Annotated in this window: 21 protein-coding genes, 11 tRNA genes and 1 rRNA gene; 20 read left to right on the top strand and 13 right to left on the bottom strand. The window is 46.0% G+C overall.

What is annotated here, in order from left to right; translation table 11 throughout:
- The 11 genes from rrf to H509_RS0120880 all read left to right on the top strand — a co-directional run.
- A 5S ribosomal RNA gene (gene rrf / locus H509_RS26935) occupies positions 1-89 on the top strand; the annotation flags it as partial.
- Positions 90-162: 73 nt separating this feature from the next.
- Positions 163-238: transfer RNA gene (locus tag H509_RS0120835), tRNA-Asn, on the top strand.
- Positions 239-241: 3 nt separating this feature from the next.
- Positions 242-334: transfer RNA gene (locus tag H509_RS0120840), tRNA-Ser, on the top strand.
- 7 nt (positions 335-341) lie between these two features.
- Positions 342-416: transfer RNA gene (locus H509_RS0120845), tRNA-Glu, on the top strand.
- A gap of 3 nt (positions 417-419) precedes the next feature.
- Positions 420-495, top strand: a tRNA-Val gene (locus tag H509_RS0120850).
- Positions 496-552: 57 nt separating this feature from the next.
- A tRNA-Val gene (locus H509_RS0120855) sits at positions 553-628 on the top strand.
- Positions 629-636: 8 nt separating this feature from the next.
- A tRNA-Met gene (locus tag H509_RS0120860) sits at positions 637-713 on the top strand.
- 10 nt (positions 714-723) lie between these two features.
- A tRNA-Asp gene (locus H509_RS0120865) sits at positions 724-800 on the top strand.
- A gap of 16 nt (positions 801-816) precedes the next feature.
- Positions 817-891 (top strand) — tRNA-Glu (locus H509_RS0120870).
- 4 nt (positions 892-895) lie between these two features.
- A tRNA-Lys gene (locus tag H509_RS0120875) sits at positions 896-971 on the top strand.
- Between the two features lie 197 nt (positions 972-1,168).
- Entirely contained in the window at positions 1,169-1,918 is a 750-nt protein-coding gene (locus tag H509_RS0120880) for a TraX family protein (protein WP_245596219.1), read from the top strand.
- 123 nt (positions 1,919-2,041) lie between these two features.
- On the opposite strand, the gene H509_RS0120885 is transcribed toward H509_RS0120880, so the two are convergent.
- Positions 2,042-3,067 (bottom strand): glycosyltransferase, encoded by a 1,026-nt coding sequence (locus H509_RS0120885; RefSeq protein WP_028546787.1) that lies wholly within the window; start codon positions 3,065-3,067, stop codon positions 2,042-2,044.
- Positions 3,064-3,450 carry a bacillithiol system redox-active protein YtxJ gene (gene ytxJ, locus H509_RS0120890; protein WP_028546788.1) on the bottom strand — a complete coding sequence of 129 codons (387 nt, stop codon included), beginning with the start codon at positions 3,448-3,450 and terminating at the stop codon, positions 3,064-3,066. Before ytxJ ends, H509_RS0120885 begins: the two co-directional genes overlap by 4 nt.
- Before the next feature lie 232 nt (positions 3,451-3,682).
- On the opposite strand from ytxJ, the gene H509_RS0120895 reads away from it, so the two are divergent.
- Positions 3,683-4,033, top strand: coding sequence for a DUF1360 domain-containing protein (locus H509_RS0120895; RefSeq protein WP_028546789.1), 351 nt, complete (start codon positions 3,683-3,685; stop codon positions 4,031-4,033).
- 113 nt (positions 4,034-4,146) lie between these two features.
- Here the strand turns inward: H509_RS0120895 and H509_RS0120900 are convergent, their stop codons facing one another.
- The gene (locus tag H509_RS0120900; protein WP_028546790.1) at positions 4,147-5,139 is read right to left on the bottom strand and encodes a CgeB family protein; all 993 of its coding nucleotides are present in this window, start codon (positions 5,137-5,139) and stop codon (positions 4,147-4,149) included.
- A gap of 100 nt (positions 5,140-5,239) precedes the next feature.
- Positions 5,240-5,896 carry a BMQ_0737 family morphogenetic spore coat protein gene (locus tag H509_RS0120905; protein ID WP_028546791.1) on the bottom strand — a complete coding sequence of 219 codons (657 nt, stop codon included), beginning with the start codon at positions 5,894-5,896 and terminating at the stop codon, positions 5,240-5,242.
- Positions 5,897-5,999: 103 nt separating this feature from the next.
- On the opposite strand from H509_RS0120905, the gene H509_RS0120910 reads away from it, so the two are divergent.
- The 3 genes from H509_RS0120910 to H509_RS0120920 are packed head-to-tail and all read left to right on the top strand — an operon-like array spanning position 6,000 to position 9,107.
- Complete coding sequence (locus tag H509_RS0120910; protein WP_028546792.1) at positions 6,000-7,280, top strand: hypothetical protein; 1,281 nt, start codon at positions 6,000-6,002, stop codon at positions 7,278-7,280.
- Positions 7,281-7,314: 34 nt separating this feature from the next.
- Complete coding sequence (locus tag H509_RS0120915; RefSeq protein WP_028546793.1) at positions 7,315-8,688, top strand: hypothetical protein; 1,374 nt, start codon at positions 7,315-7,317, stop codon at positions 8,686-8,688.
- Positions 8,689-8,699: 11 nt separating this feature from the next.
- Positions 8,700-9,107 (top strand): M67 family metallopeptidase, encoded by a 408-nt coding sequence (locus H509_RS0120920; protein ID WP_028546794.1) that lies wholly within the window; start codon positions 8,700-8,702, stop codon positions 9,105-9,107.
- Positions 9,108-9,172: 65 nt separating this feature from the next.
- Here H509_RS0120920 and H509_RS0120925 read toward each other — a convergent pair whose 3' ends face one another.
- The 5 genes from H509_RS0120925 to H509_RS0120950 form a co-directional block, all read right to left on the bottom strand.
- A complete protein-coding gene (locus tag H509_RS0120925; RefSeq protein ID WP_028546795.1) occupies positions 9,173-9,811 on the bottom strand; it encodes a hypothetical protein in 639 nt (212 codons plus the stop codon).
- A gap of 1,080 nt (positions 9,812-10,891) precedes the next feature.
- Complete coding sequence (locus H509_RS0120935) at positions 10,892-11,542, bottom strand: class I SAM-dependent methyltransferase (protein WP_245596220.1); 651 nt, start codon at positions 11,540-11,542, stop codon at positions 10,892-10,894.
- Positions 11,543-11,642: 100 nt separating this feature from the next.
- Positions 11,643-12,212 (bottom strand): class I SAM-dependent methyltransferase, encoded by a 570-nt coding sequence (locus H509_RS0120940; protein WP_028546798.1) that lies wholly within the window; start codon positions 12,210-12,212, stop codon positions 11,643-11,645.
- Between the two features lie 111 nt (positions 12,213-12,323).
- Positions 12,324-12,806 (bottom strand): hypothetical protein, encoded by a 483-nt coding sequence (locus H509_RS0120945; protein WP_028546799.1) that lies wholly within the window; start codon positions 12,804-12,806, stop codon positions 12,324-12,326.
- A gap of 9 nt (positions 12,807-12,815) precedes the next feature.
- Positions 12,816-14,270 (bottom strand): hypothetical protein, encoded by a 1,455-nt coding sequence (locus H509_RS0120950; RefSeq protein ID WP_028546800.1) that lies wholly within the window; start codon positions 14,268-14,270, stop codon positions 12,816-12,818.
- Positions 14,271-14,462: 192 nt separating this feature from the next.
- Between H509_RS0120950 and H509_RS0120955 the strand changes: the two genes are divergently transcribed.
- From H509_RS0120955 to H509_RS0120965, 3 genes are read left to right on the top strand one after another with little or no spacing between them, the layout of a single operon-like run.
- A complete protein-coding gene (locus H509_RS0120955; RefSeq protein WP_245596221.1) occupies positions 14,463-16,835 on the top strand; it encodes a DUF4214 domain-containing protein in 2,373 nt (790 codons plus the stop codon).
- Between the two features lie 16 nt (positions 16,836-16,851).
- The gene (locus H509_RS0120960) at positions 16,852-17,505 is read left to right on the top strand and encodes a glycosyltransferase family 2 protein (protein WP_028546802.1); all 654 of its coding nucleotides are present in this window, start codon (positions 16,852-16,854) and stop codon (positions 17,503-17,505) included.
- 19 nt (positions 17,506-17,524) lie between these two features.
- On the top strand, positions 17,525-18,160 hold the full coding sequence (locus tag H509_RS0120965) for a DUF1796 family putative cysteine peptidase (RefSeq protein ID WP_028546803.1): 636 nt from the start codon (positions 17,525-17,527) through the stop codon (positions 18,158-18,160).
- 6 nt (positions 18,161-18,166) lie between these two features.
- Here H509_RS0120965 and H509_RS0120970 read toward each other — a convergent pair whose 3' ends face one another.
- From H509_RS0120970 to H509_RS0120985, 4 genes are all read right to left on the bottom strand, one after another.
- On the bottom strand, positions 18,167-19,276 hold the full coding sequence (locus H509_RS0120970; protein WP_028546804.1) for a glycosyltransferase family 4 protein: 1,110 nt from the start codon (positions 19,274-19,276) through the stop codon (positions 18,167-18,169).
- A gap of 192 nt (positions 19,277-19,468) precedes the next feature.
- Positions 19,469-20,503, bottom strand: coding sequence for a glycosyltransferase family 4 protein (locus H509_RS0120975; protein ID WP_028546805.1), 1,035 nt, complete (start codon positions 20,501-20,503; stop codon positions 19,469-19,471).
- A gap of 3 nt (positions 20,504-20,506) precedes the next feature.
- Complete coding sequence (locus H509_RS0120980) at positions 20,507-21,262, bottom strand: glycosyltransferase family 2 protein (protein ID WP_028546806.1); 756 nt, start codon at positions 21,260-21,262, stop codon at positions 20,507-20,509.
- A gap of 19 nt (positions 21,263-21,281) precedes the next feature.
- Positions 21,282-22,394 (bottom strand): glycosyltransferase family 4 protein, encoded by a 1,113-nt coding sequence (locus tag H509_RS0120985; protein ID WP_028546807.1) that lies wholly within the window; start codon positions 22,392-22,394, stop codon positions 21,282-21,284.
- 287 nt (positions 22,395-22,681) lie between these two features.
- Here H509_RS0120985 and H509_RS0120990 point away from each other — a divergent pair.
- Positions 22,682-22,756, top strand: a tRNA-Gly gene (locus H509_RS0120990).
- A gap of 6 nt (positions 22,757-22,762) precedes the next feature.
- Positions 22,763-22,839: transfer RNA gene (locus H509_RS0120995), tRNA-Arg, on the top strand.
- Position 22,840: the final 1 nt, after the last annotated feature.

Consider the following 22,840-nt stretch of genomic DNA (forward strand, 5'->3'; position numbering starts at 1 on the left):
GCGTACCCATCCCGAACACGACCGTTAAGCCCTCCAGCGCCGATGGTACTTGGACCGCAGGGTCCTGGGAGAGTAGGACGTTGCCAAGCAGTATATGTCGTAACTGTGCGACTCGTGCCTTTGCAAGAGTCGCGTGTTATGACAATATATGATATATATTATTCCCTGATAGCTCAGTTGGTAGAGCACTCGACTGTTAATCGAGTTGTCACAGGTTCGAGTCCTGTTCGGGGAGCCATATGGAGAGATGTCCGAGTTTGGTCGAAGGAGCACGATTGGAAATCGTGTAGGCGCCACAAGCGTCTCGGGGGTTCGAATCCCCCTCTCTCCGCCAGTAGCATGGCCCGTTGGTCAAGGGGTTAAGACACCTCCCTTTCACGGAGGTAACAGGGGTTCGAATCCCCTACGGGTCACCATAAGGACACTTAGCTCAGCTGGGAGAGCACTATCTTGACAGGGTAGGGGTCAGCGGTTCGAACCCGTTAGTGTCCACCATTCGTACAACCTATGTATCGAAGTGGGAACGACAATAGATTTAGATGTACATTATATGGACGCTTAGCTCAGCTGGGAGAGCATCTGCCTTACAAGCAGAGGGTCGGCGGTTCGATCCCGTCAGCGTCCACCATATATTATCGCGGGGTGGAGCAGTTCGGTAGCTCGTCGGGCTCATAACCCGAAGGTCGTAGGTTCAAATCCTGCCCCCGCAACCAAATAAATCGTGGAGCTGTGGTGTAGAGGCCTAACATGCCTGCCTGTCACGCAGGAGACCGCGGGTTCGAATCCCGTCAGCTCCGCCATTTAAATACTTAGTTAGGCCCGTTGGTCAAGGGGTTAAGACACCTCCCTTTCACGGAGGTAACAGGGGTTCGAATCCCCTACGGGTCACCACTAAGAGCCATTAGCTCAGTTGGTAGAGCACCTGACTTTTAATCAGGGTGTCGAAGGTTCGAGTCCTTCATGGCTCACCAGTGTATGACATGATAGCCTTTAAGCATAAGCTTAAAGGCTTTTTTGCGTCTACAGGTTAAATGTTCGTTAATTTTGTTGATTCGATAGAACGCTCTCTTTCAATAATGTAAGACCGTTGTCATGTCCATCAATTCAGACCATTTGTGGTGACTGCTACAATAGGGATCGGAATAATTGTCACATATGGAGGTTTATAATGGAGCATACGGAACAACGATTTGGGATGAGTGCATTTTGGTTAAAAATGATGGCTATGCTGCTAATGGTGGTGGATCATATCAATATACTTCTGCCGCTTCATTATGGGGAGATGGGTATTTATATGAACTACCCAGGACGTATTGTTGCACCGATTTTCTTTTTCTTCCTTGTGGAAGGATTCTTTTATACGAGCAGCCGCTTGAAATATTTATCTCGTATTATGATGTGGGCATCGATCATGTCAGGGGGCTCCTATCTGCTAAGCTTAGTTTATTCTGAGCTTGGGATGCTGAGCAACAACATATTTTTATCGTTAGGATTAGGTGTTGTACTTATGATCGGCTTGGACTGGATGAAGCAAGGCAGCATGGATCGGGTCGTTATCGGGTTGTTGCTAGCCGTTGTAGCATCTGCCGTCAGCGTGATGTATACAGAAGCTTCGCTATATGGTGTCATTTGTACGCTTGTGTTTTATTTTTGCCGAGAGCGCAAATGGCTGCTTGCTATTTTCTATACGACTACCGTATTACTTATAACGATAGGGTTGGGAGGGGAAGCGAATTTATTTAACTATGAGCAGCTTATGATCAATGATCCGCAGTGGATGATGGTATTTGCACTGCCATTTTTGCTGTTATACAACGGGAAACGGGGGAACAACAGTACGGCCGCAAAATATATGTTTTATATCTTTTATCCGCTGCATTTATGGCTGCTGTATATAGTCAGTGCTTATGTAATGTGAACCTAATGTGAATCGTATAAGACAATCTATTATGTAAGGCGCATAAAAAGTGTAGCGGCTGGCCTGTAAGCGAGTAATTGCTTATAAGCCAGCCTTTTGGTTTTGGAAAGTCATACTATCTCCTCATTTAGCAGACAGAGTACAATTCGAGAGCACCAAGTCCATTAGCTCCATCATATTTTCGACGGCCTGGTTGCGATTGTAACAAGAAGCCGCTAAGCGATAGCATGCAATAGGATCAATGTCACAGTCTGAAATATAGTAATGAGTCATGCTGCATGAAGCTGCACATTGCAAAAGGGCCGCTGCTGCTGCATCCCATTGCTCCAAGCCAAGGTAAGCTGCACCGCGGACGTAATGCAGATCAGGGTAATCGGGGTCAAGCAGTAGTGCTTGCTCTACTGCTTCTAAACAAGGTTCAAACTGCTGCATTAATAAGTAGCTCTGGGCTAGACGGACTCTTGCGTGGCTTGTATAGATGGAATCTTTGACCATCAGCGGAAGGGCTTTAAGGAGTGCATCAATCGCTAGGAAGTATTCACCTTTGTAATACTGTAACATCGCAGCCCAATACGGCAGGTCTGGGTGAGAAGTTTGCTGTTTCATTTGATCTACCTGTAATTGCAATTGTGCAAGCGATACGCTGCGATAGATGGTGAAGGGGCGCAGTTGCGTTCGATTCTCGGCAGCATCACTGTGCAGTGGAGCTTGTGTAAGGAAAGACAATTGACGGTGGAGATGCGGCGAATTTTGAAAAAGTACCGATACCGTTTCAGCAGTAACACTATGATCGGGTTCTGAAGTAATACGTTTGCAGCAAAATGAGGTTGCTGCGGGTTGAGAATGGAGCAGAGATAAGCTTGTGGGGCTAGATGGTTCAATGCGGTCCCCTTCGTCCAGCAGCAATATCCAATCACAAGAAGCTTCCTTAACAGCTGCCTGTAATGCTTCAGGATAGGAAAATGGAGGCGGCATGCGCAGCAAGGTTGCATTATAAGCGTTAGCGATCGAAAAAGTCAAATGTCGCGTGGAATTATCTACGAGAATAAGCTCATCAATATAATGTGCAGCCGACATGATCGTGTCAGATAAGCCGCTTCCGCCATCTTTAATAATGATACATAACGTTAATGTAAAAGAAGACTTCATGGCGTATCACCAGTGCCATTAACCGATTGTAAATGATGAAGGGCAACATTACGCAGGTTAGCGACATTAATTTGTTGATGGGTTGCCTTCCATCGAACCGACCGATTGGCAATCAACAATATTTGAGGAGAAAAATGTGGGACGTTAAATGTAGCTGTTACATAGTCCGAAAGTGGCTTTTCTTCGATCACACGGATGACATAGAGTTGAAATTGTGCTGCTATATTTCCGTACTTGTTTATGAATTGATTAAGGCTTGCATGTGCGACGCGGCTTGATCCACATTGACTGCTATGTTTATACAAAAATAAAGGTGTTATATCCGTTTGCGCAATAATTTGTTCCAAGTGCTCCTTGCTCTGAACAATCATGATCCCCGCCATATCTCTAACCCCCCGTGGATTCAGCATTTCATGCTACTAGCTGCCGTTGCAGGCACAGTTAGTATATGTATATTTGCGAAGGATTGAAACAGTGGCGTTTTCGTTCTAGTCGCTGCGGGACTGTCATACACTATTGCCAACATCCAGTACAACCAGAACACCTAGTATCCAGTGCAACCAGTACAAACAGAACATCCAGAGGATGCAGTAGATCCGAAAAGGGAGGTCCGTTATGTGGAGCCTGAATGTGATGACGTTTATTGTACTTTTTTTGGCTAGTTATCGTTTAACAAGATTAATTGTATTTGATGAGATTACCTCTTTTATCCGTAAGCCCTTTCTGGAGGAAAAGATCGTTAAAGATGAGAAGGGGGCTTTGATGGCGGTCATCGAGGGCAAAGGGAGTAAATTTCACATCTTTATGCGTAAGTTGTTAACATGCTATTGGTGCACGGGTATTTGGGCGGCGGCAGTTATTGTGAGCATTTATTTGTTTGTGCCTAACCTGATTGCCGTCCCGATTCTGCTTATTCTAGCCGTTGCAGGGGCTGCTGGCATTATGGAATCTTTTGTGAAGGGGTAAGCATGTGCATACCCCTTGTGGATTATACGTTCAAGCAACCATTTCGGAGCGGAGTGGACAATCGACAGTCTCTAGCAAGTTCCTTCTAGCATATGATACCTCAGGAATAAAGATTAGCAGTGACTTGCGGGAACGATGACAGACAACATCTGCTCTATCCGATGGCGAAACGTACAGGTGTCAACTGTGCGCTCGTAAGCCCGCTGTGCCATCGTTTGTCTGGTTTCAATATCATGTAAATAACGCTGAAGCAATTCCGCACCTTCTCGGGGAGATTCAAAGCAGCCTACATCTACATCCGGTTCATAATAACTTGCCAAATCAGGCCGGAAATCAATAAGCTGAAACGCTCGGCAGGCTGCTATATCAAACGTTCTGTTATTGATGGAGTGGGCTGGTGCACCCGTATGGTTTTTGTCCAGGTAAGTGTCTGATTCGCTCCGATGTATGTTAAGTACAATTTTAGCTCCGTTATAGTAACGAGGAGTCTCCGTAAAATTAATCCACTTGCTTCGAATATGGGGGGTACACCCCTTTGACCAGTCTGCATGATCCCAGAAATGACCAATTAATTGCACGCGCACCTGACGATCTACATGTTGCAGCAGCTCTTTCATGAAGGCAATCCGATTGTCATACCCTGTTCCGATAAAGCACACATCTGTTTCATAAGAAGGGTGCACCGCATACGGACGAAATATATCAATGTCTGTTCCAAGTGGCAGGTGCAGCACATGACGGCAGCCCCTTGCCTGATAGAAGGGAATGCAGCCCGAATCAATAGTGAACACATAATCGTAAGCAGCAGCGACTTCTAGGGCATAGTCAATCGTATAAGGGTCATCTACAAACCATGCAACTGTTGGAATCCCCAACGATTTGATTTGCGCGACTAACGCAACGGGCAGATGTGACTTGGGACCGCAGATCGTAATGACAAGGTCTGGGGAGCATCGTTGAATGTCGGGAAGCAGGTGAGCCGTCGGCTTACGGTTCAACAGAAAGTAGTCCGTATGATAACCGGCACCTAGCAATGCTTTAATGCAGGCATTGTCTAGTATATCAATAGGTCTCCGATATCCTGAGGTAATGTAGTATATTCTCATAACGGCCTCCCACTGGCAAAAGTCAGTTCATCATAGATAAAAAAAAGGGATGGTTGTTCCACCACCCCAAACGCTCTGTACAATTGGTAAATAGGAACAATCAAGGGAATGGATATGGTGCGCCAGGGAATATGTCTGGGCATTGAGGCGGGAACGTGACCACGCAAGGATTCTCTGGGATAGGAATCTCTGCACGAGGTTGGCACAGCTCAGCTTCAACCATCAGCTTGACATTGGCTTTTACTTGAATGCTTTGGCAAATCACGATGTCGACATTAACGAATGTGTTGTCAACGATATCGAGCACTTCAATGCGCGTCGCATCCGTAACGATGTGGCAGTCGATAACGGTTCCCGGAGGCGCGCAAAGTAATACTTTCTCGAAGCGTACGAAGTTTTTCGTATATCTGCAGTGTACGACGTTGGGAATAACTGACGTGTCAATGATCGTAACTTCGTACGTTCCGACCTTCTTCATGACAACACGTTGCAGTGTAACAGGAGTCGTTCCTACAGTGACGACGACGTTTTCTCTTGTGGAACCTGGTTTTTCAAAGCAATCGACATCAATAACTCTTACTTCAATACGGAACGAGGACGGCAATGGTAAGCACAATGCTGGGTCGACAGTCGACTCGTCGACAATTTGGGTCACTTTCAGCACCCAGTCGAATATTTTAGGAACCTCTATGCACTCCAAAGAGGGTAAAGGCAAATATTCGGGGATCTGTTGACCTTGGACCAATTTGCTCTCCATTAATGTTTCAAGCCTCCTTTGTAAATATCAAACTCAATTACATACTATGGGGAGCATGCAAAAAGGTGACGGAACCCCAAGACTTTATTTTTGGAGGGATTCGATGGGGCAACAAGCATTTGTTCAAGTGCAGTCGGAGTACCGTTGGTTTGACTTGAGTCCAACGGGTATTATCAAGCATGCCGTGCATCAAATACAAGCTGCACCAGCCTTTATCGAGTGGGAAACACAAGGGGGAATCAAGGAATCGAGTATGCTGCCCTTGGCTGATGAGCTGCATATGCTGCTGCTGACAGGGAGTGGCGTTTATTATGTACGACGACATGCAATGCGAGGACAGGAAGTCAGAATCGATTCGCATGTAAATACGTTCGCACCGTATTTATTTCTACATAATGAGACGATGTATTTCGGATATGTGGTTAAGACGCTTGAGACGGCTACTTTTATGCTGCGCTCCTATCGTAAAGGAGTATGGCGTGAGCAAAGCTACATGTTCCCGCGTGAAGTTACTGGCTGTGCAGAGGGGCTTTTGAAACAAGCGGTTTATACGATTGGTCGAGGGCAGCAACTACATGGTATGTTTCATTTCTATCAGCCAACTACTGAGACGGCAGTGCTCGTTGGGATGCAGATCAAGCTGCGTGACCAGCAAGCAGACTGGCAGTTGCTGTTCGAAGCCAGAGCACAGCATACGCTCGGGATGATTGCAATGCATTCAGATGCTTCCGGTGACACATATGTGGCATGGAGCATTCGTCATCAGCATGCGCTGCATTATTACTATAAGAATGCGTCGACCGTTGAAGGAACGCCTTCCATATATATCGGCTACGACGGCGAATTGCCAAGGCCTTGCTTCATGCATGCGCAGGATGCCCTGTTGTTAGCGTATGTAAGTGATACAGGACGCATGGTGTATGCTGTCACGACGGATAAAGGGAAGCAATGGAGTTCATATCACGAAGTGGTACATGGCGCAAACAGCGCTATGCAATTCGTACAAACTACATGTACGACAGGTGAATTTGTGTTCCCGTATGAGGTTCTTGGCACTAGCGCGCCGTATTTCAGACCTTTAGGCTGGCAGGACATCATTTATCCTTTTGTTACCTTAAAGGGAAAGCTCTTGCCTGAGCAATTGCTTTGCGGCATACATCAGGAGATGGAGCAAATATCCGACTATGTAATCCAGCAGGCGACCACTTTACAAGCAGACATAAGCAAATTGTATGCGCAGAAAGAACAAGCAATGTGGACGCTAAAGAAGCTTGAGGAGCAACTGTGTCATTTGGATGAAACAGAGATGGAACTGAATCAGCAGCTTCATCTACAGCATTTGTCTAATCACATGGAACCAAACGCAAATCGTCACATACGATAAACGTGTAGGACTGATAAGTGCGGAGGGGATAAGGGTGCATATTCGAGTGAATGGAAATGAAATACGTGAATTACGTGATTCACAGTTGTCAGATGTTGTTCAATTACTGGGAGAGCATATGTTTGCGTTTAAGCTCGACCAAGCCCATAACATATTAGACATTACTCATCCTATACAAGGTCACCAAGTTGTATTCGAATCAAGTCATTCGGAATTAACAGCGTTGTTGTCTCAAACTGCAAAATTGCTGGAAGAGACAGGATTTTCAGTTCTATTTGTTAAACGTGACGAAGATAGACGTACAGTAGTAAAGCAGCTAAGTGACCATTATCCGATATCATGGATTACATTTCAGTATGAGCCGCTGCAGGAGGAATGGTCTGCCAGTTTTTCATTTGAACAAATGAAATGGAGCAAGCCGCTAGCACAGTTGCTGATGGACCATTTAGCAGCGACAAATGAAGTAGCTGTCCGTGGCGTGCAATTAAATTGGAAAAACATGATGAGCTCGATATTAGCCATGTCCAATAAGCCCATACCTACGGTATTACTGAATTGTGGCAATGTCGAGCCCTTGTCTGTATTTCAACTTGGTCAGCTCGCACAAAGTATCACCAAAGCAATGATTTCACTATATACTGAGAAGCCAATTATAGAGATTATCCGTGCGATCCGTGCGATGGTTTACGTACCTGAAGCGCAGGTAGAGAGTGTGCTGCCAGATGCGAAATTACCGCTTCATGATGTAGAGGATGGAAGAAAGCACATCGAGGCGGGAGATACTCTCGAATTGTCTGAAGTGTATATGGAGCCTGATGAGGATTGTGCAGTTGGGAGGGAAGACGAGAAGAAACTTCTGGCTTCTGCTTCAGGGATGGCGTCGATCGTTGCGACAAGCAGTGCTGAGAGGCAGATAGAAGCTGATTCGGAGGAACCAGTTACGGAACATAACGTAGTGGATAAAACGAACTCGAAACCGAATCCAATTCCGAATCAGAATCAGAATCCAAGCCCGATGCCTAAAAAGTCTGATGCACCTGTTAGGTCGGATAGGGTGGCAGAAGAAGATGAAGCGATTTTTGTCCCGGGCTTGCCAAGAGCAGCAGCAGGCGGTTATCCAAAAGAAGCGATCAAGCAGGGGAAAAGTGAGCCTATACAAAAAGGGATTGATGAGACAGAGCAAGCTCAAGCTGGTACAGCAACTAGACAGAGAGCCCAGTCCAACTCTATTTTCTCTATGCTAAAGGCGCACAGTGATGCAGTAAGTTCTACTCCGAAGATGGGAGAGCCTGAGGCTAAGTTTATGAGTTATGTGAATCAAATGACGTTAGCACAGAAAAAGGAGCAGCGTGTGGTCAACCAAAACCGATTTAATATACTTACTCGCAAGCATAATGATGATAAGTAGGGGATTGCCACTTGATTAGGATAACGCTAGAATTATATCGCGAACTTACTGGCTATTGTAAAGCTCAGCTTCCAAATGAAGCGTGCGGCTTACTGTCGGCAACAGGAGATATAGTGGAAACCTGCTGGCCGATCACGAATCGGGACTGCAGTCCGATCTCATTTACGATGGATGAAGCAGAGCTAGAAATTGTGCTTGATGAAATCGAGCGTTCTGGCCAGCGGCTGGCAGGGATGTTTCACTCCCATCCAACAGCGTCTGCACGTCCATCCGCCTTCGATCAGGAGCACGTTGTGTTCGATTGCTCCTATGTTATTGTATCGGTGGTGGGCGGACGACCGCGTATGCGCAGTTATTTGCCTATTGATGGCCTATTGGTGCCAGAGCGTATCGCCATTGTGGCAGAGCAATCAATTTAAGTAACTATGTAAAAAAGGTATTTCCCCTAAAGTAGCGGGAGTATACCTTTTTTTGGTATAAGAGATTACAGTAAAGCTGTTTGGTAGATATCGGCTGCAAATGCAAGGCCAGCGGTGTTAACAGCACCTGTAGTGAAATAGTTGGATACTTGGAACGAGAAGACAAAGGTGACGCCTAGTGCAACGCTAATTAGACCTAACGATGCTGGAACTGAATAGAAGCGTGTTTTTTGCCAGTTATACGGAGGTGCAATATCTGTTGTGAGGCCTGTTAATGGATCTAATGAACCTGCATTCAGGTCCACGTCAAGCCCTGGAACTGGGAATAAGCTGATACCAAGTGTGCTGTAAGCCTGAATACGTGCAGTTACCGCGTTATCAGCAAATACTGTTAACGCAATTAAAAAGTCATTCACGATACCTACGGTTAATGGAATTGTAATGGAAGCTGCTGCAAAGCCGTGTGATTCACCTGGAACAAACGTAGGTTGCGTCCAGACGAACTGTGGATTTGCCGCCGCAGAAAAAATAGTGTTATCGTTATCGAATTTACTTGGCTGAGGCCATATTTTAGGTGCATTGCCTACATTTACGACGTTTGGAACTGCTCCTAACAATAAGTTGCTAACAGCTGTTGCTCGATCAGCAGCACTGACTACATTGGTTGTGCTACTTGTAAGTCGCTGAATAGGAATTAGTGGCATATCAATAACCTCCTTGACTTCATGTGAAGGAACAGAAGCGCTCCTTCTACTTACTAATATATGGCGTAGCTGTCTCTCGTGATTGGATGAATTAATAGATTCATTCACACAAACTAGAAACGAGTCATCGGCATACTATATAGTAGATTAGCGACAAGGAGGAAGCTACATGTCGATTCCAATTACACAGAATCAGAAATGCTTCCGATTCTGTGATTTACCTAAAGGGGAGTGTTTGCTTCAGTTCATTTTTCGAAATGAAACCAACCAGCCGTTATGTAATTTGGTAATTAAATTGGCAGAACCTAAATTAATATCGACTTGTGCGGTGGAAACAAACCAGGCTTTAATTCAGGGGCATGACAGTCGTAAAAAACATTGTGATTGTCCAACGTGTAAGCCGAAAAAAAAAGAGTCCCATAAGTGTAAATGTGATAAATGTCGGTCAGTCAAATATGGGTATCACAAATGTGAGGAGATTAAAGAGGTTAAATGTGATCACCATTGCAGCTGCCAACGATGTCACAGAGTAAAGTGTGCTTGTGGCAAATGTAAATGCAACCGAGATAAATGCAAATGTGGCCATCATCAACACCAATGTGCGCGCGGCAAGAAACAACATGGTCACAAGCCGCTTGGTCCACGTATTGAAAAAGTGAAAGTGCAGACGACATTTTGTGCAGAATTAGTGGAATGGTGCAAACCGAGAAGAACGGTATGTATTGATTTTCCTCAAATATTTAACGGAAAATGTATCCCTCAGCATGCCCCCAACAATCTGTTTATCGTTATTATCTCCTTAAGCAAGCCGCTTTGTGGCGGGGAGGAACTACTCTTCGAGACAGGAAGCGGTTATGCTCCAGTCGTTATTAACGCCCCAAACTGCTGCTAAAACATACAAAGTGCCCCAGACGCGTGTTATACACACACGAATTGATATCCACTTTGAAGGTGGCGAATGACAACATTAAGCTAGCTAATACAGAAAATGAAGCGGGTCATTGGGCCCGCTTCATTGAAATAGGTCATTGGATCAGACTGCGGTCATACATACGAAAAGGACCTCTATTAGGAGTTTATTTATAGACCTGATGCGGCCACAATCTGTTGGACCTTGTCATTATGTTCACGTTCTTGGACGGTCTCATTTGGCATGATAATACTTAGTCCATGCTGGCTGTGAGCACGGTGAAGGCGCAATGTCAGCTTCGTTTCAGCTAAGAAATCTTCAACAGCCGTTAACACACCGTTTCTGGGCCCGTTTTCATACGCGGCATTCCACACGGATTCGTTATGACCACCGTCAACTAGCTCATTAATGTCTGGGAGGATACCTTTGCGTGCATGAGGATGTCGGTAGGAAGGAGGAATCGACTCCGGGAAGTAGTACATATCTCTGCGGGCATAAGGCCATTCCGTATCATGAAGAAAGACGAGCGGAAACCGTTCAAGCTTTTCCAGCAACTTTAACTCATGATACACGGTGTACCAGTTATGGTCACCGTCAAGGAATACGACATCTGCCGTCTCAATTTCTGGTAATACTTGCAAGCTGTAGCCTTCCTTCAAATCAAATGATTGGCCGTATACTTGCTTCACAAGGGTAACGTCAAATTGGGGCGCAGGATCTATGGCGATCAATTTGCTGTCATGTGATTGGGCATACGACAATAAGTTAAGTGTATTTAAGCCTTGGGCACATCCGACCTCGATGATGGTGGAGGGTTTCATATATCTAAGGATCGGATGTACAATGCTACTCCAGAAATAAATCATGCTGTAACGACCTCCATTTTTCCGCGGCTCTACAGAGTGAACGGGTAACGTGATATCAACGCTGATGATAGCTATTGTCACGCCATACGCTTAAGTAATGTTGAACTATTTTGATAATTTCAGGTCGAACTGTATCCCCCTTAATGCCAATGCCTACCACTGTATGCGGGAACAATTCCTCGCCTGCGTAATCGGTCAGTACGACATCAAACGGTTTTAAGATGCTTGCAAAGGCTTGTGGAGTAAATCTCCAGTAGTCTGCTGGATGATCATGTATGGGAAAATTCATAACAGAGCTAATAATCACGATCCCGTCGGGTTTTAGGATACGATGGATCTCTTGCAGCGCAAGTCGCGGATCTTCGACGTGCTCCAATGTGTCAAGTGAAAGCACGAAGCCTGCTGTGGCATCTGGAAGATCAATGTTATGCAGATCCAGCACACGATCTACACCAGGTCCTGGACGCATATCACAGCCTACATATGTTTTGTCTGGAAATAAGGGTCTTAAGTCAGCCAAAACCTCCTGGCCTTGAACCTGATAGGAGCCAAATTCATATACAGGTTCCTCTATGGGCAGCAAAGCGGCACAGATCGCTACAAAATCTTTAACAATTTGTCTCATCTTTTCACTCCCTATTGCTGTTGACGGATACTCCTCCCTGAAAGAAAAGGGAATACCCATTTATTCACAGTATTCGACGGGCGATAGGAAGTTGTGTAGTCAAATACCCATTTATAGGGCGAAAGTTAGGGAGATCGGATTGATGACGAGATGTCGCTGATCGTTTACTTCTACCCAACCTTGAATATGAAGGGGTTCGGAAATGCGCTCAAAATCGTATTCCACCTGCCAGTCTTTGAGCTCCGTCCATATACCTGGACGCAAAGTTAGCGGCTCGATTGATTCAATCCGATATTGGCCGTTGTGCTTGGACTGCTTGATCCAATCGGAATCTGCAAATTTCCAGCCCGTCTGTTTTCCTCCCTTCGTGTATACAGCAAACGTTTGCACCAGCTCAGGAGACAATATTTTCCCGCTTAGTGTTGCCCGCGTTGGTGTGATGTGGAGGACAACTAGCGGATGCTCGACGGCTTCGCGGCTCAGATTACGAATCATGAGGTTGCCAAATAGGGTAACCCGGCGCAGTTCCAAGTCGATATCGACTGCGTGCTTAAATATAGCTTCTATATAAATAGAGGAACTGGTTGACGTCATAAGACCACCTCACTGATTTAGCTTTGTAATACGTTGGAGCAAATGAACGACTTTGTGGCGAACACCGTTCTTTTGAAGAGGCTCAAGCTCATCGTTTGGTTGAGATTCTGTTTGAGATCGTTGTTCCAAATCAGACGTGCTTACAGCAAGTTGAGGGGCGATTTGAAAGGTGTTATATCCGTGCAATTGGACACGGTCTGTGCTTGTATCGAGGTCTACGTTGTAAGGGAAATCAAGCTCAGGTACAGGGATGCGGAGCAGCGATTCGCGTATGTCCAGTTCCTCGCTCAGGGCTGCAAGACGATGCTGTTTAAGTGTCGCTTGATGTTTACAAAATTGAATACGTTGCTCCAACTGGTCCATCTCTTTTTGAAGCTTGTCGTGTGTTTCTAACAGTTGCTTAACGGTAGTTAGCGAACTCTCCACGTAAGTTACACTTGCAACAATATCTGTATTTGCACGGTACAGATCGAGAAAAGAGTGAAGCTGCACGTCCGAAGGCAGCCATTCTCGATGAGCGGACAGCCAACACGTATAGGGCAGGGAATTGTTGTCCTGATTCGATACAATGTGCCATCGTGTAGGCTCGCTCGCTGGAATAGATTGTAATGCACCAAAGCCGCCGTCACTTGACTTGTAGTGAATGCGATACAAATGCCCTTCGGCGATCCACGTCAAATGAATAAGGTCATCATTCCGGTGGCAAAAGGCGGTCTCAACTTGACGAATGGGTGTAATTAAAGAGCTATCTGACACCAGAATTAACGTTTCGTCGGCAAGCCTAAGCTGCTGAAAGTTGAGCTTTCCTTTAAGAAACCTCAGGCATAACAGCAACAGCGCACCATCTTTGTCTACTCGCGGCTCTATATAAAGGTTATCTTCGGCGGACCATGCAGTGTCGAGCGGAGCAGGAGAAGGGTTGCTCCAAGTAAAAGATTGCCCATCGTAATGCCAAATGTGCAGCTCATAGGTTAGTCTGTTGTTCATGATGCCGATGATCATCCATTGGTCAGCTGATTGCACCAGATGGAGGTGACGGCATCCAAAATCTTTTGCAATCGTGGTGGGTGAACTCCAATGGATGCCTGTTAGTTCATAATGAATAAAGCCATAATTACGCAGCAGAAATAAATGTAGCGTATTACGAATGCAACAAAGCTTAACCGTATGGATCGTATGGCTATCCCAATCCGTGGAAAGCGGCAGCATGTTGGAAACTATTTGCTTATCGTGGAGGCGGACGATAGCATGAATTAGCCTGCCGGCTTGATCTATATAGACGATATGGATGCAATGTTTATCATCTTCGCATATATCATATAAGGTGGAGGCGTGGGGAATGCATCGTTCCTGATCGGGACCTGCTGAATGGGAGTGAACAGGCTCAATAAGCAATCCGCGTTCTGAATGGCGGATGCTCGTTAAGAGGTAGCGATTAGCAACCAAATAGCGGACGTCTGTCAATACAGTTCCTCCTTTCGGTAAAAGATCAATGACTCACTCTTTTCCTCTTATGTTATTCATCGGGAGATACGTTTAGGATGGTGGATGTGGAATAAATGCGACATGTGCGGACATTTGCTGATGTCAAAGGACACATGCCATCAATACATTGTAAGAAAGCAGCTATTTAAATCCGCAGTTATGGAGGGATTGATGTTGAAACTCGTCCAAATGTTACACCAGTTGTTTCAATTGGAAAGGGAGGAATTCGTTGCGGAACTGTATCGGCAAGTGCTGAGAAGAGAAGCAGAAATTGCTGCTAGATTTCAGTATGCCGCTATGCTTAACGCAGGGACGTCGAAGATGGCTATCGTCGTCAGCTTGTTTCGGGGCCGTGAAGCGAGGCAGCTCTATACGAAGCAGCCGGTTCATTCTTTGATTGGAGAACGTACATTGATTTACAACCGCATTTGGGCGTTGTTGAATCTGGATGATAGCTCTTTTATTCGACAGATGTACAATGAACTGCTCGATCGCGAGGCAGAAGAGGATGAGGTCCTTCATTATGTCCAGCAATTGCACAAGCATACCTATAAATACTTAGTTCTGGTCAACGTGATGTCTTCCTCAGAAAGCAGGCGTCTTCTCGAGGAGCGGGACCGCTGTTTAAGTGATAATCTCACTTTTGGCCAATTTCAAATCGAGAATATCCGCACTGGCAACAAACCAAAAGAGGTTGCCTCCCCTGTGCTTCAGCGTAAAATTTCGATTGTTATCTTAACATGGAATGGCCTTGCCTACACGCGGCGTTGTTTGGAGTCGCTAGCTTATCTCGCGGATCATCCTCTGGTAGACGTGGTTGTGTTTGATAACGGGAGCATGGACGGTACGCTCGCCTATTTGAATCAAATTTCATGGATAAAATGGTACGCCAATCCCATTAACGTTGGTTTTCCAGCTGGCAATAACTTGGCGGTATCCAAGTGTGATCCGGCAAGCGATATTGTACTGCTTAACAATGATATCATCATTCAGCAGCAGGATTGGCTGGAGAAGCTGCAAGAAACGGCATATACAAATAGTGCTATTGGTATAGTCGGGTGTAGATTGTGTGGTGAAGAGGGAGATCTTCAGCATGCAGGAACCTTTATATACGCAGAAACATGTTGGGGCCAGCAAATAGCAGGTTTAGAAAAGGATATCGGGCAGTATGAGCGGGTCAGAGATGTTCAGGGCATCGTATTTGCTGCCGCCTACCTGAAACGTGACATGATACAACAGATTGGGCTGTTGGATACGGACTATTTTGCATACTTTGAAGATACAGATTACTGCTTGCGAGCATGGGCTAATCAATATCGTGTCGTGTACGACGGACGTGTTACGCTTACCCATTCGCAAAATACATCCACCAAGGTGAATCAGGTTGACTTCTCGCAACTATTTGAGGAATCACGGGTGATGTTTCGTCAAAAGTGGAGCTCTTATTTGGATACACAGTACAGCTATGCCCTGAATTGGCACTCTATTGCCAATGTAGCTTCTGGTTATGCTAATTCTTCTCGAAATTTGATGATTGCATTGGATGAACAACATGTGAAGATGCATTATCGGTACGTTTATGGGCCAGGAACACCTAATCAAGCGATGGAACCAGTCAGTGGCAATGATTATCGTATTAATTTGTTTGGTATGCGGCACAGGGACGCGAATGCGCCAGAAGTAGTCTATGGTCAAGGAGATGTGTTCTTTAAAAATACGGGGCGATACAAAATCGGCTATACGATGCTTGAGGTAGACGGATTGCCTCAAGACTGGGTTGAGCAGTGTAATCGTATGAACGAGGTCTGGGTTCCTTCAACGTTTAATCTGATGACATTTCGCGAGAGCGGTGTACGTGTCCCCATCTATGTCATGCCACTTGGTGTTAATCCTAACTATTTTAATCCGCAAATCCATGCCTCCCGATTTTCCGATCGTTATACATTTCTATCTGTATTTGAATGGGGGGAGCGCAAGGCTCCGTTAGAACTGCTGCAAGCCTACGTAAATGAATTTAGGAATGATGAAGTGTTGCTTGTGTGCAAGGTCATTAATGCCGATATTGGCATTAACGTGCACGCGGAGCTGCGCAAGCTCGATTTGTCTCATTGTGTTTGCAAAATTATGTTCATATACAACCAAGAGCTGCCGGATTACCAGCTCGGTTCCTTATACCGTTCAGCGGACTGCTTTGTGCTTCCGTCAAGAGGCGAAGGGTGGGGTATGCCCATTCTGGAAGCGATGGCTTGCGGTATTCCTACCATTGCCACCGATTGGAGTGCCCAGACAGACTTCCTTAACAAGGATACAGGATATCCCATTCGGGTGAAGCGATTAGTTCCGGCAGTGGCCAAATGCCCGTATTATCTTAATTTTAAGTGGGCAGAGCCAGATTTTGAACATATGGCTTCGTTAATGAGATACGTATACACCAACCGTGAAACTGCTCGTAAGCGCAGTGAAGAAGCGGCTGCACATCTTTTATCTGCTTACTCTTGGGAACAAGCTGCCCGTAAAATGAAGGCAAGACTCAATCAAATATAAAGGGGGTTATTGTAACATGCAGTATATTGTAGGCATTCCGTATGTCAACCGTATCGATCTGCTCCGGCGTGCAATACAAAGTATACCTTTATACTGGGAGAACACCGTTGTGCTGGATAATTCGCCTGAGCGGGCACTACAGCATCAAGTGTGGCTCTCTGAGCTAGTAACCGTATATACACCGCCAGTACCGCTAACATTTACGCAATCGATGAATTGGTTTCAGCGATTGGCTGGGGAAAAAGAAGCGGATGCGGTCTTTTATATGCATAATGATGCAGAGGCTTATCCAGGTACCCCGGAAGCATTTCTGCATGCCCTTGATGAATTGGAAGCAAGCGGTAAGAAGTGGGGGCTTGCCCTAACTAATTTTGATGCGTTAGCTGCTTACAATATGAACGCGATCCATGAGGTAGGGGGCTGGGATACCGTGTTCAGCAGTTATTTTGCCGACATTGATTACCACCGACGACTTCGGCTGGCTGGGTATGAGGAGGTGTTTACGGGCTTGCCTGTAGAGCATCACGGCAGTTCGACCCGCAAGTCCGATACAAATGTGAATTTTATCGTGGACACAACATGGCCGCTGTATGAACGGTATTATGAACTGAAATGGGGCGGTAAAATGGCGCAGGAGACGTACCTTACGCCATTTAATCACCCCTTATAAGAGGGGGCGAACCAAAACGATGGATTTGGCTCAGCTAAAGGGACAATATGATGCGGTTTACAGCTTGGGATCGAACTGTTATCCGGCGCAGCGGCTCGAACGTTATGGCTTGCGGCCGTATAGCGGGGTCATCGATTGGATGTATTCCAATTCGATTGCGGGATTAACGAAGCTGCTGCGAAATGGGTTTGCCAACTTTATGCACCCTGACAATATGGTTGTGGATGGCACGGAGTTTAACGATTATAACTACTCGGTAAAGGACTGCTTTTATGAAGTACAATCGGTACATGACTTTTTGGTCAGCGAGCAGTTGGAAGGAATCACGCGTAAATATCCCGAGTTTCATGCCACACTACAACGCAGAATAGCCCGGTTTTTGCAGAAAACCGAGCAATGTCAAATGATATTGTTTTTTCGTTTGAACGCCAGTTATGAAGAAGCTGCGCAACTGGAAGCTGCACTGGCTGCACGCGTAGCCAACCAGTTTCGATTACTTGTGGTTAATCCCGTCAGCAGATCAGACGTGTACGATTGTGGCTGGCCGCTCGCTAATACATGTGGGCTTGAGCTTCCAGCCGAGTGGGATGAACACAGCGATCTGCTGTGGAATGCCGTATTTTCCGGGATCACTTATGAGCCACCAACACAGTAAGACAGTCTACAGGCTATATCCAGTCAGCGTTTGAAGCGCTTGAATCATATCTTGGGCGGCAGCCTTGGGCGTAAAGTGGGTGGTAGCTGCCTGTTGGGCTGCTAGACCTTTAAGAGAAGCGGATTGGTAATCGTTTAAAACTTGCCGCATTAGCACTCTTAATTGCTCGACGGAGGCTTCTGCCCATAACTGATTGCTTCTATAGCCGTAATAGTAAGGTTGTGGGTTGACAGGAACCATCTGATACGGAATGAGATAGCTGTTGTGCTCGTTCAAAAAATCCATGTGGCCGCCCCAGCCTGTAGTAATAATCGGCAAGCCTCTGACGGCTGCTTCAAGCATGGGGTAACCTACGCCTTCTCCGCGACTCGGATGTACAAATACATGGCAGTTGCGGTATAAGGCGTCCATTTCCATTTCACTGCGTGTATGCAAGTCTACATAGATGGGGGCCGGATCATGGGACAAGCGTTCCGAATGTTTCATATGCTGAATCACGTTGTATATGTCATGATTGCCAGCCGTTTTGATGATTAAAGAAACGGGCTCCGCAGCGTTAAATTCTTGCATAAATGCTTTGAGCAGCAGATCATACCCTTTGCGTTCAATCCATGAGCATACAGCGAGAAAACGGAAAGGAGGTAGTTGGTGCAAGTAGGAGGGGACATCTTCAGGGCGGGAAGCATGAAGCGGGTAATGAAGGCATGGCCGAATGTGGAACATCGGAACAGATACGCCAGACGCACGGAATACTTCCATGTTGTTGGAGCTTGGCAGAAAGAGGGCATTCATCTGATTGGAGGCGGCTACCCATTCTTCTGGAACAGTTGATGTTTCCCAATAGGTGAACCCGATCGTGGCTTGAAGTTTACGTTTCCACAGATCGGGAATGTAGTGATATAAATATATTTTTTTGCCTGGCGCTTTACGTTTGGCTACCAAATGCTTCAGAATTTGCTGTTGTTCTGGCGGTAGCACGACTTCCGGCATATGGGTCGGAAAGGCTTCAACCTTTACATTTACGCCGCTTTCATGCAAGGCTAGCACGTATTGTCTGGATGCCTTGGCATATCCGGTCGAATCAAACATGTTGCCTTGCCAAATCAATTGAATCATGACCCGTAATTCCTCCTTTACCCCTAATTAGGAGTGGACTGATTTTGTCTGAACACGGATAAGAAATGAAGGAGGGTGTCGGTGTACTGTACTATACATGCCTATAAGCAAGAGGCTAGGTAAGCGGAAACGATATGTTTGACCTGCCCCTTGCTTGTCGGGAGTTACCCGTATAGTTTCTCGCTCGCACAATTAGATTTTCTGTGGTGTTAGGCTGTTAAACACATTCGTTAAATTGTGCATCACGCGAGGCCAATTGTATTGTTGGGCTGTTTCCACAGCGTTAGCGGCGATGTACGCGCCAAATTCCTGGTCCTGCAAAATACGGATAATACCGTTCATTACACCTGTAGCATCACCTTTATCAACCAAGATGCAATTCCATCCGTTTTTGCAAAACTCCTCATTTCCCTCTGCTTTTGTGGTTACGACAGGGGCTCCACACGCCATTGCCTCCAAAATGGGTAGACCGAAGCCTTCGTGATAAGAGGTCTGTACAAACACACCACAGTTGGCATACAAATTAGACACGCTCTCATCTGTTGGATGCGAAAAATGCAGGTTAGAGATGCCCTTTATTCGTGGCGGCTCAATGCCAAAAGTAACTAGCGAGGCTTGAGGCACGTATTTGCATACTCCTTGTACAGCACGAACAGTAACCTCGAACCCTTTTAAATGCTGGCTTTTGCGAGAGCAGGCTAATATGCGGAATGGGTCGTAGTCGTGGGTGCGATTAGGCTTGAACATATTGAGGTCAACTGCGATAGAAATGTTAGTAGCATGCTGTCGAAACCGATGCAGCAGCTCATTGGTGGTCCAGTCAGCAATAGTCAGCATGCGGACAGGTAGGCGATAGGTCTGCCTGACTCGTTCCTGCATGTCGGGCAGATTGGGATAATAGCTTTCTTCAATATCCTGTACCAAATATAAAGGGACCCCTTGACCACCTTGTTTAGGATCACAGCTATTCCAGACGACAGGAAGCGTCTTCCACCATGTGGCGATTTTGATAGCACTCATACCTTTTAATTCTTTAAACATAAGTGCATAGCTTGCAAAGCTTCTAATCTTCACGTGCAGTGGAAACCATGTCGGTTGACCATCGAGAGCAAATAAATGCACTTTAACACCAGATTGATGCAATCGATTGACCTGTTCCATCACATTTTTAATGCCGCCAGATAACCCAACCTTCTCCAATACGTATACAACTTCTAAAGTTGACATGTTCTATAGATGCTCTCCCTTCCAAGTTGCCCAAAACAGCCTTCTGGCCTCCAGTTCCTTATGGCGCCAGTACCGGTTTTTGTTAGCTCTCGTTGTACCGCGCGTATACCCTTCAAGATGTATAGCCGAGGCTGCCCCACAATAGACGACTCGCCAGCCTTGCTTTTTGGCTCTGTAGCAGTAGTCTACATCCTCATAGGCAATAAAATATAAATCGGATAGTAAACCAATCGTATGGATAACTTCTTTGCGTATAAGCATTAAGGCGCCGGTTACAGCATTTACGTCTTCGATAGCTAATGCAGGTGGATAATTAGCAGGCTGATGACGATAACGGTGATCAAAGTAACCTCTGGTGGAAGGGAATACACCTGCGTGTTGAATGGTTTGATTCGGATAAAGCAGACGGGCACCGACAATGCCGATGTCAGGAGAAGCATTCATCGTATGCAGCATCTGGCTCAGCCAACCCATCTGTTGAAAAATGATGTCATTGTTGGCGAGCAGCACATAATGGCCGCTTGAAGCCGCAATGCCTTCATTTACCGTTTTGCTGAACCCGCCGTTGCTTGTTCGAGTGATAAGCCTAATGTGCTCCGCTGCTGCCCATGCGGACAATGCTTGCTGCACGGGGAGTGGGCTGCCATCATCAACTACGATAATTTCGTTAGGCAAATCGTTAATCGTTGCACGGAAACTAGTGACGCATTGCTGAACTAAATCGACCTGATGAATAGTAGGGATGATTAAGCTGATCACTCTATTTTTCCCTCCAATCTTAGAGGTTGTGCAGGTGCTGCAGCCTGTTCATCATTCGGGCTGCACTCTGCTCCCACGTATACTGTTCGACTAGGATGCGTCTTCCGAGGTCAGCCTTTGCAGCGGCTTCTTCTGGATGGGTGTACACATGCCGCATAAGCAGGCGCAAATGATTTCTATCAGGGATAGCCCAATACAGCCGAGGGTACGCTGGATTAGAGGCTACAAATCCTTGTACTTGGATGAGATAGCTGTTGCTCTCGTTCATAAAGTCCAAATGAGCCGACCAATTTGTCGTAATAACAGGCAAGCCTGATGCCATAGCTTCCATCACGGTTAAGCTCCAGCCTTCTCCTCTTGTTGGCAGCACATAACTGTCAGCAGCATTGTATAACGCTGCCAATTGTGCTTCGGACCAACTGCCAGTCGTTGATAATAAAATGACGGAATGGCGAGGCCGATCACTTACTTGTACAGCAATCCGGTCAATGTAATGCTGTTGTTGTAAAATTTCCTGTTCGCTGGAGGCTCTCGTTTTTAGAATGAGGCAAACATCCTCCGATTCATCGAATTCTTCAAAAAAGGCAGATACTAACGTCTCGATCCCCTTACGCTCATCAAAAGAACAGACTGCAAGGAACGCATATTGTCTTCTCCCCGGAATGGGAATCGTGTTTGGCCGCGGCTGAAATAGGACGGAATCAACACCATAGGGCATCGTTTGTATTTTGTGCAGCGGGATGCCGCTTTCCGCGAACGTAGTTCTATTGAAGGTGGATGGCACCCATATTTCGTCCATCATGTTGCATCTTCTAGCCCATGTGAAGGGAAGTCGATTGCATTCGAACATCGTCATCCCAATGGTGTATTGCGCACTCGATTTCACAAAATGGTAGGCTGGATAATGGAACAGCATGGGATGTTTGGGGGGCAGCGGGGTGTGCGACATGTTTCCCAGTAAAGTTTCCACTTCGGGATCAAGCGGCACTCTTACTTGCTCAGCGTGAATCGGCGTGAACCGAACGTGTACCCCTTTCTTCGCCAGTTCAAGTACAAGTTGTCGGTTAGCCTTTGCGTAGCCAGTAGGTTCATAAAGGGTACCGATATTATGAAGAAATAACGATTCGCTCACAAGGCACACCTCCTTTTTAGGTGGATAAATTTTCAATTATTAGAGGGGCGGCTAATTCACATGACAAAGTCAATTATTAAAAGATATGATGACGAAGCGAAATAGGTAACGGCTTATGCCATTTATCACGATGATTCATGAAGAGCAAGAAAAAAATACCACTGCAAAAATCAGAAAAAAAGTTTGCATTTTAATATTTAGTCTGATATATTAGATCATGTCCTCGCAAAACGGGACACGGAGAAAGAAAGAGTATAACGCCGTATGAGTGAGAATTTTAAAGATATGCGGACATAGCTCAGTGGTAGAGTATCGCCTTGCCAAGGCGAGGGTCGCGGGTTCGAATCCCGTTGTCCGCTCCATTATATGCGCCCTTAGCTCAGCTGGATAGAGTGTTTGACTACGAATCAAAAGGTCGGGAGTTCGAATCTCTCAGGGCGCGCCAT

Origin of the sequence: Paenibacillus taiwanensis DSM 18679 (assembly GCF_000425125.1) — a bacterium.
GTDB lineage: Bacteria > Bacillota > Bacilli > Paenibacillales > Paenibacillaceae > Paenibacillus_B > Paenibacillus_B taiwanensis.